General features: G+C 75.3%; 2 protein-coding genes. Both read left to right on the top strand.

Annotation, left to right across the window (positions count from 1 at the left end):
• A partial coding sequence (locus AB0472_RS45765) for an SDR family NAD(P)-dependent oxidoreductase (RefSeq protein ID WP_366365615.1) occupies positions 1-6098 on the top strand: 6098 nt, incomplete at its 5' end.
• Between the two features lie 56 nt (positions 6099-6154).
• Positions 6155-7209, top strand: a 1055-nt coding sequence (locus AB0472_RS45760; protein ID WP_366365613.1) for a beta-ketoacyl synthase N-terminal-like domain-containing protein, incomplete at its 3' end; no start/stop codon positions are given.

The raw sequence follows: 7209 nt of genomic DNA, 5'->3' as shown, positions 1-7209 counted from the left end.
GCCAGGCCAACTACGCCGCCGCCAACGCCGCCCTCGACGCCTACGCCCACCACCTCCGCACCCAACACGTCCCCGCCGTCTCCCTCGCCTGGGGCTACTGGTCGGACGTGAGCGGCATGACCGCGCACCTGGACGAGACGGCGCTGCGCCGTCATCGGCGGGACGGCATGCTGGGCCTGTCGGCCGGTACCGGGATGGCGCTGCTCGACGCGGGTATCCGGGCGGGCGACGCGGCCTTCGTGGCGGCGCGCCTGGATCTGGCCGGACTGCGCGCCCGGTCGGCGACGGAGCCGGTGCCGTGGCTGCTGCGCTCGCTCGTGCGTCCGTTGCGGCGCGCGGCCGCGCAGGGCGAGGCGGAACAGGCCGCGGCCGTCGGCTCGCTCGGGCAGCGGCTGGTGAGCCTGCCGGCGGCCGAACGGGAGCGCACGCTCGTCGATCTGGTGCGCGCGGAGGCGGCGGCCGTCCTCGGCCACGGCTCGCCCGACGCGGTCGGCGAGACCCGTGCGTTCAAGGACGCGGGCTTCGACTCGCTGACCGCCGTGGAGCTGCGCAACCGGATCGCCAAGCGCACCGCGCTGACCCTGCCGACGACGCTGGCCTTCGACTATCCGACCCCGGCCGACCTGGCCCGCAAGCTCCTCGGTGATCTGGTCGGCGAGGTGTCCGGACCGGTCGCGGACGGGGCCGGGGAGCGACGGCGGGTGGCGGCGGACGACGACGATCCCGTGGTCATCGTCGCCATGGGCTGCCGGTTCCCCGGCGGGGCGGACGGGCCCGAGGAGCTGTGGCGCATCGTCGCCGACGGCGTCGACGTGGTCGGGGGCTTCCCCGAGGACCGCGGCTGGGACCTGGAGGGCATCTACGACCCCGATCCGGAGCACCTGGGGACCTCGTACGCGAGGAGCGGGGCGTTCCTGGACACGGCGACCCGGTTCGACGCGGGTTTCTTCGGGATCTCCCCGCGCGAGGCCGTCGCCATGGACCCGCAGCAGCGGCTGCTGCTGGAGGTCACCTGGGAGACGTTCGAGCGGGCCGGGATCGACCCGACGGCACTGCGCGGCGAGCACGTGGGCGTGTTCGTCGGCGTCAACGACCGTGACTACACGCTGCGGTTGCAGCACGCGGCCGGTGAGCTGGAGGGCTACCGGCTGACCGGCACCTCCGGCAGCGTCGCCTCCGGCCGGATCTCCTACACCTTCGGACTGGAGGGCCCGGCGCTGACCGTGGACACGGCCTGCTCCTCGTCGCTCGTGGCCCTGCACCTGGCCGCGCAGTCGGTGCGCTCCGGCGAGTCGACCATGGCCCTGGCCGGAGGCGTGGCGGTGATGACGACCCCGGACGCGTTCGTGGAGTTCTCCCGCCAGCGCGGGCTGTCCGCCGACGGCCGCTGCAAGGCGTTCGCGGACGCGGCCGACGGCACCGGCTGGGCCGAGGGCGCGGCTCTGCTGCTGGTGGAGCGGCTGTCCGACGCGCGCCGGGCCGGGCATCCGGTGGTCGCGGTGGTGCGCGGTTCGGCCGTCAACCAGGACGGCGCCTCCAACGGGCTGACCGCGCCCAACGGACCGTCCCAGCAGCGCGTCATCCGCGCCGCGCTCGCGGATGCCGGTCTGCCGGAGTCGGAGGTCGACCTGGTGGAGGCGCACGGCACGGGCACCACGCTGGGCGACCCGATCGAGGCCCAGGCGCTCCTCGCGACCTACGGCAAGAACCGCGCGCGGCCACTGGGACTCGGGTCCCTGAAGTCGAACATCGGGCACACCCAGGGCGCGGCCGGCGCCGCCAGTGTGATCAAGGTGGTGCAGGCGATGCGGTACGGCGTCCTGCCCGGGACCCTGCACGTGGACCAGCCGTCGACGAAGGTCGACTGGAGTGCCGGGGCGGTCGAACTGCTCACCGAGGCCCGGCCCTGGCCCGAGCTCGACCGTCCCCGCCGGGCCGCCGTGTCCTCCTTCGGCGTCAGCGGCACCAACGCCCACGTCATCCTCGAACAGGCCCCCGTGGACACGCCCGCGGAGGACGGACCGGCCGCCACCGAACCGTCGGACACCACCGAACCGTCGGTCACCGACGAGCCGTCGGCCGCCGCCGGTCACCCCGCCGTGCTGCCGTACGTCCTGTCGGCGAAGACCCCCGAGGCGCTGGCCGGTCAGGCGGCCCGACTGGCGGCCGGACTCCGGAGCGGCGGCACCCCGCTGGGCGACGCCCCGCTCGGCGACGTCGCGCACTCCCTGCTGACCTCACGGGCCGCGCTGGACCGGCGTGCCGTCGTCGTGGCGGGCGACCGTGCCGAACTGCTCGCCGGGCTGGACGCGCTGGCCGCGGGCGGGGCGGCCGGGTCCGTGGTGACCGGTGGCCCGGCGTCGGGCCGGACGGCGTTCCTGTTCACCGGACAGGGCAGCCAGCGGGCCGGGATGGGCCGTGAGCTGTACACGGAGTATCCCGAGTACGCGGCCGCGTTCGACGCGGCGTGCGCGGAACTGGACCGGGCGCTGGCAGGGCACGTGCCGCTGCCGGTGCGCGAGGTGGTGTTCGCCGAGGACGGCACGGAGGCGGCCGCGCTGCTGCACCGCACGGTGTACACCCAGTCCGCCCTCTTCGCCCTCCAGGTGGCGCTGTACCGCCTGGTCGAGGCGTGGGGCGTACGGCCGGACTTCGTGGCTGGGCACTCGATCGGCGAGCTGGCCGCGGCCCATGTGGCGGGCGTGTACTCGCTCGCCGACGGCGCCCGGCTGGTCGCCGCGCGCGGCCGGCTGATGCAGGCGCTGCCCGAGGGCGGCGCGATGGTCGCCGTCCAGGCCTCCGAGGACGAGGTGCGCGCGCTGCTGCCGGCCGACGGCCGGGCCGGTGTCGCCGCCGTCAACGGGCCCGACGCCCTGGTGGTGTCCGGCGACGAGGACGCGGTCCTCGCGGTCGCGGCGGCGCTCTCGGAGCGCGGCCGGAAGACGAAGCGGCTGCGGGTCAGCCATGCGTTCCACTCGGCGCGCATGGAGCCGATGCTGGCGGAGTTCCGGGCCGTCGCGGCCACGGTCACCTGCGCGGAGCCCACCGTTGCGGTGGTGTCCACACTGACCGGGGCCGGGATCGGGCTCACCGAGCTCGGCTCCCCCGACTACTGGACGCGGCACGTGCGCGAGGCCGTGCGGTTCGCGGACGCGGTGCGCTGGGTCAGGGAGCGGGGCGCCGGTCACTTCCTGGAGATCGGACCGGACGCGGTGCTCACCGCGATGGCCCGGGAGACGGTGGACGCGCTCGGCGAACCGGCCGACGCCGCCTTCCTGCCGGGGCTGCGCCGCGCCCGCCCCGAACCGGCCACGCTGCTCACCGCGGTCGCCGGGCTGTGGGTTCGGGGCGTGCCGGTCACGCCCGTCCCGCGGACCGGGGCCCGTCGGGTGGCGCTGCCGACCTACGCCTTCCAGCGGGAACGCTACTGGGCCGAGACCGGCCCGGGCACCGCCGACCTGGGCTCCCTCGGGCTCGCCGAGGCCGCGCACCCGCTGCTGGGCGCCGTGGTCGAACTCCCGGACGGCGCGGGGGTGCTGGCGACCGGACGGCTGACGGCCGACGGGCCGGGCCGGCTCGCCGACCACGCCAAGTCCGGGGTCGTCCTGGTGCCGGGCACCGGTCTTGTGGAACTCGCCCTGCACGCCGGTGACCGGGCCGGTACCGGGACCCTGGAGGAACTGGTGCTCCAGGAGCCGATGGTGCTGCCGGAGCGCGGCGGCGCCGAGGTGCGCGTCCAGGTCGGCCCGGCCGAGAACGGCACCGGTCGGCGCCCGGTGAGCATCCACTCGCGTCCCGGCGGCGACGCCGACTGGGTACGGCACGCCACCGGGCACCTCACACCCGGCCCCGGACCGGCCGGCACACCGCTCGCCGAGTGGCCGCCCCAGGGCGCGCAGCCGGTCGCCGTCGACGGCTTCTACGAGCGTCAGGCAGCCGCCGGCCACGACTTCGGGCCCGCCTTCCAGGGCCTGCGGAAGGTATGGCGGCGCGGCGAGGAGACGTACGCGGAGGTCGCCCTGCCCGAGGCGGCCGTCACCGGGGCGGACGCCTACGGGCTGCACCCGGCGCTGCTGGACGCGGCCCTGCACGCCACCAGTTTCGGCGCGGTCGCCGAGACCGAACCCGGTCAGGTGCTGCTGCCGTTCGCGTGGAACGGGGTGACCCTGCACGCGACGGGTGCCACGGCCCTGCGGGTGCGGATCGCGCGGCTCGGCAACGACACGGTGGCCGTCAGTGCCGCGGACATGACGGGCGCGCCGGTCGTGTCGGTCGGTTCGCTGGCCTTCCGGGCCGTGGACCCGCGGCGGCTGGACGCCGGGGACGGCGCCCTGCGGGACGCGTTGTTCCGGGTGGCGTGGCAGGAGGTCCCCACGCCCGCGGAGAGCACCGGAGCGGACTGGCCGGTGCTGGACCTGACCGGTCGTACCGGCGCGGACACCCGGGAACTGACCGGTGACGTCCTGGCCGCCGTGCAGAGCCACCTCGCCGACAGGGCAGCGGGCACCCCGCTGGTCGTCCTGACCCGGGACGCCCTCGACGACCCCGCGCAGGCCGCCGTCTGGGGCCTCATCCGCACCGCCCAGAACGAGCACCCCGACCGGCTCGTCCTCGTCGACACCACCGAGAACAACCGGCACCTGCTGCCCGCCGCTCTGGCGACCGGCGAACCCCAACTCGCCCTGTCCGACGACCGGATCCGCGTCCCCCGGCTGGTCCGCGCAGAGCCCGCCGACGGCCCCGGGCCGCTCGATCCGCGCGGTACGGCCCTGGTCACCGGCGGCACCGGTACCCTCGGGGCCCTGGCCGCACGCCACCTCGTCACCGCCCACGGCATCCGCCACCTGCTCCTCCTGAGCCGCCGTGGCCCCGACGCCCCCGGCGCCGGCACCCTCACCGAGGACCTCACCGCCCTCGGCGCCCACGTCACCATCGTCGCCGCCGACGCCGCCGACCGCGGTCAGCTCACCGCCGCCCTCGCCGCCGTCGACCCCGCACACCCCCTCACCGCCGTCATCCACACCGCCGGCGTCCTCGACGACGGCATCTTCACCGCACAGACCCCCGAACGACTGGACACCGCCCTCCGCGCCAAGACCGACGCAGCCCGGGTGCTGCACGAGCTGACCAGGGACCACAACCCGGCCGCCTTCGTCCTCTTCTCCTCCGCCGCCGGCACCCTGGGCAACCCCGGCCAGGCCAACTACGCCGCCGCGAACACCTCGCTGGAGGCGCTGGCGCGGGGCTTCCGGAGCGCGGGCTCGCCCGCCGTCGCCCTGGCCTGGGGCCTGTGGGCGGAGGCGAGCGGCATGACCGGCGCCCTGAACACCGCCGACCTGGAACGCGGCCGGCGGACCGGTATCACCGCGATGCCCACCGAGCAGGCCCTCGCCCTGCTCGACGCCGGTCTCGGGTCCAGCGAGCCCGTCCTGCTGACGGCACGTCTGGACCTGGCCGGAGTACGTCGCCGGGCCACGACCGACGACGACGTACCGGTGCTGCTCCGCGGGCTGGTGCGGGCCCCGCGCAGGGCCGCGAAGGCCGCGGCGGCGTCCGAGACCTCGCTCACCGACCGGTGGGGCGCCCTCCCTCCGGCCGAACGCCTGGCCGACGTGGTGGAGTTGGTGCGCACCCAGGCGGCCGCTGTCCTGGGCCACGCCACCGCCCGTGCGATCGGTGCCGACGCCGCCTTCAAGGACGCCGGGTTCGACTCGCTCGCCGCGGTCGAACTGCGCAACCGGCTCACCACGACGACCGGCGTACGGCTGCCCGCGACGCTGATCTTCGACCACCCGACGCCGGTGGAACTCGCCGAGCGCCTCATCGAGGAACTGGGCCTCACCGGCGGCGGTTCGGACGAGTCGGCCCTGAGCGCCGGTATCGACTCCCTGGAGCAGGCCCTGGACGCGCTGTCCGAACCGGACGACACCGTACGGGCACAGCTCGGGGCACGGCTGCTCGACCTGGCGGCGCGGCTCGGCGCGACCCCGCTCACCACGGCGTCCTTCGACACCGGAGGCGGTACGGCCCTCGACCTCGACACGGCCACCGACGAGGAGATCTTCCAGCTCATGGACGGCGAACTGGGTCTGTCCTGACGACATCGCCGCAGCCACTCCACTCACCGACGAGCCCCGAAGGGACCGACCGGGCCATGCCCAACGAACCCACGGCCACACCCAGTTCACCGACCCCGTCCGCCGGATCGACAGGTACCTCAGGCTCCGCCGGTTCCGCCGGTTCCGCCGGTTCCGCCGGTGAGCGGAAACTGCGGGACTACCTCAAGCGGGCCCTCGTGGACCTGCAGCAGGCCAACCAGCGGCTGCACGACATCGAGGCCGCCCGCTCCGAGCCGATCGCGATCGTCGGCATGGCGTGCCGGCTGCCCGGCGGGGTGACCACCCCCGACGAGCTGTGGCGGCTGGTCGACGAGGGCCGCGACGCGGTGTCCGGCTTCCCCGTGAACCGCGGCTGGGACCTGGAACGCCTCTTCGACCCGGACCCGGACCGCGCCGGCACCTCCTACGTCGGCGAGGGCGGCTTCCTGCACGACGCGGACGGGTTCGACGCGGCCTTCTTCGGCGTCAACCAGCGTGAGGCCCTGGCGATGAACCCCCAGCAGCGGCTGCTCCTGGAAACCTCCTGGGAGACCTTCGAGCGCGCCGGTCTCGACCCGACGAAACTGCGCGGCCGCCGCGTGGGGGTCTACACGGGGGTGATGTACCACGACTACGCCACGGACATGGAGAACGCGCCGCCGGAGGTCGAGGGCTATCTCAGCACCGGGACCGCGGGCGCGGTCGCCTCGGGACGCATCTCGTACACGCTGGGGCTGGAGGGACCGGCCGTCACTCTCGACACGGCGTGCTCCTCCTCGCTGGTCGCGCTGCACCTGGCGATCCAGGCGCTGCGCGGCGGCGAGATCGACATGGCGCTGGCGGGCGGTGCCGCCGTCATGGCCACCCCGGGCGTCTTCGTGGAGTTCTCCCGGCAGCGCGGGCTGTCCCCGGACGGGCGCTGCAAGGCGTACGCCGAGGCGGCCGACGGCACCGGCTGGGCCGAGGGCGTCGCGACGATCCTGGTCGAGCGGCTGTCGGACGCGGAGCGGCTGGGTCATCCCGTCCTCGCCGTGGTCCGCGGCTCCGCGATCAACCAGGACGGCGCCTCCAACGGCCTGACCGCCCCCAGCGGCCCCGCCCAGCAACGCGT

Origin of the sequence: Streptomyces sp. NPDC086777 (assembly GCF_040702065.1) — a bacterium.
Classification (GTDB): Bacteria; Actinomycetota; Actinomycetes; order Streptomycetales; family Streptomycetaceae; genus Streptomyces.
The sequence above is the reverse complement of the archived record's forward strand: the minus strand, read 5'-3'. Positions and strand labels throughout refer to the sequence as shown.